The 2,184-nt window shown below is 41.4% G+C and carries 3 protein-coding genes; all 3 read left to right on the forward strand.

Translation table 11 applies throughout. The features are described from left to right. Positions 1-40: 40 nt before the first annotated feature. Positions 41-958: a thiamine-phosphate kinase gene (gene thiL / locus VXQ92_RS15965; RefSeq protein ID WP_000807406.1), complete on the forward strand. Its 918-nt coding sequence runs from the start codon at positions 41-43 to the stop codon at positions 956-958. Further along, positions 936-1,442, forward strand: coding sequence for a phosphatidylglycerophosphatase A (locus VXQ92_RS15970; RefSeq protein WP_416682477.1), 507 nt, complete (start codon positions 936-938; stop codon positions 1,440-1,442). Before thiL ends, VXQ92_RS15970 begins: the two co-directional genes overlap by 23 nt. A 16-nt stretch (positions 1,443-1,458) precedes the next feature. After that, a partial coding sequence (locus VXQ92_RS15975) for an NTP transferase domain-containing protein (RefSeq protein WP_416682479.1) occupies positions 1,459-2,184 on the forward strand: 726 nt, incomplete at its 3' end.

Consider the following 2,184-nt stretch of genomic DNA (forward strand, 5'->3'; position numbering starts at 1 on the left):
CGCAGAAAAACAACAAGCAAAATAATAGGCTTGATGTTCTATGGCTGAGTTCTCAATTATTGATCAATACTTTAATCGTCAGTCACATCCTGACGTTGCGCTTGGTATTGGTGATGACTCAGCCTTAATTACTCCCCCTCCAAATCAACAACTGGTGATCTGTGCAGATACACTTGTTGCTGGACGTCACTTCCCTCTTGAAACCTCGCCCCATGCGATTGGCTGGAAAAGTGTTGCCGTAAATCTGTCTGATATTGCTGCAATGGGTGCCAAACCACATAGTATTTTACTTGCGATCAGCTTGCCTCAAGTTGACCATGAGTGGCTTGAAGGATTTAGTCAGGGAATCTATGACTGTTGTAATCAATTTGGAGTTGCCTTAATTGGCGGAGATACCACTCAAGGTCCGCACCTTACCATTACCGTCACAGCCATGGGCTGGATTGAAACAGGAAAAGCTGTATTACGTTCAGGTGCTAAGGTCGGTGATTATGTTTGTGTAAGTGGGCAGATTGGTGATGCTGCTTATGGGCTTCAGCATTTAGGACATTCCCTACAACAAAGACTGGACTATCCGACGCCACGTTGTAAGCTTGGAGAAGAGCTAAAAGGGCTCGCCTCTAGCATGATCGATGTGTCAGATGGTTTAGCTCAAGATTTAGGACATATTTTAAAAGCATCCAAGGTTGGAGCACGACTCATCCTGGAAAAATTACCTGTCGATCCTGTACTGCAACAACTAGAAGAACGACAACGTTGGCAATATGCCTTGGCAGGTGGTGATGACTACGAATTATGTTTTACAATAACACCGCAAAATTATGAAAAACTTTTGCAAAAACAACTAGACGTTAAGATTACAATGATCGGACAGATCGTTGAGCAAACAAAACTAACTTTTGAGCATTTGGGTTCAGATTACCCATTGCAAATTCATGGATACCAACACTTTGCATAAACCGCCGCTTCATTTTAAAGACATGTCTTGGTTCAACCGCTGCATCGTTTTCTGTGGGGTTGGTTTTGGATCTGGTCTTGCTCCTAAAGCACCTGGTACTTTTGGCTCTGCTTTCGCCTTACTTTTTGTTCCCATCTGGTTATCTCTCGGGTTTACTTTAAGTTTAATCGCTATTCTCATCATGTCAGTGGTGGGTATTTATATTTGCGGTCAAACTGCAAAAATCCTTGATGTTCATGATGATGGTCGAATTGTGTGGGATGAATTTGCAGGTCAATCTATTACCTTTCTTCCTCTGCTCTATTTACAACAAATAAATTGGATTTGGGTAATTACAGGATTTATATTATTTCGAATTTTCGATGTTTGGAAACCTTGGCCTATACGCGTCATTGATCGCCAAGTACACGGTGGTTTTGGTATTATGCTTATTGCCGGTGTATGGGCTGCTCTTTGTACACTAATTATTATCCATTTGAGTTAAATCATTCGAGTTATTCATGTCAACTACTGTCATTATTCTTGCTGCAGGCAAAGGAACGCGAATGCGTTCTCAGCTCCCTAAAGTACTACAACCTTTAGCTGGTCGCCCGCTACTAGGACATGTTATTAAAACAGCAAAACAACTATTAGCAGAAAACATCATTACCATTTATGGACATGGTGGCGATCACGTAAAAAAGACATTCGCACAAGAAAATATTCAGTGGGTTGAACAAGCAGAACAGTTAGGGACCGGTCATGCTGTACAGATGACTTTACCTGTACTTCCTAAAGACGGCATTTCATTAATTTTATACGGTGATGTTCCTTTAGTCCGTCAAACAACACTTGAACAACTGATTGAAGTATCAAATAAAACCGGTATTGGCATGATTACTTTACATGTCGATAACCCAACAGGTTATGGCCGTATTGTCCGCCAAGACGGTAAAATCCAAGCAATTGTTGAACATAAAGACGCAACCGAAGCTCAGCGTCAAATTCAAGAAATCAACACAGGTATTTACTGTGTCAGCAATGCAAAACTGCATGAGTGGTTGCCTAAGCTTTCAAATGAAAATGCACAAGGCGAATACTATTTAACTGATATCGTTGCGATGGCTGTTGCTGATGGTTTAGAAATCGCCTCAATTCAACCAGAGCTCGCATTTGAAGTTGAAGGTGTAAATGACCGCCTGCAACTTGCAGCACTTGAGCGTGAATTTCAGAAGCAACAAGCAAAA

This window comes from Acinetobacter sp. 228 (genome assembly GCF_048147885.1).

Bases quoted from the DNA above. Each gene is read 5' to 3' on its own strand.
- thiL (WP_000807406.1), top strand. From the start codon at position 41: ATGGCTGAGTTCTCAATTATTGATCAATACTTTAATCGTCAGTCACAT.
- VXQ92_RS15970 (WP_416682477.1), top strand. From the start codon at position 936: ATGGATACCAACACTTTGCATAAACCGCCGCTTCATTTTAAAGACATG.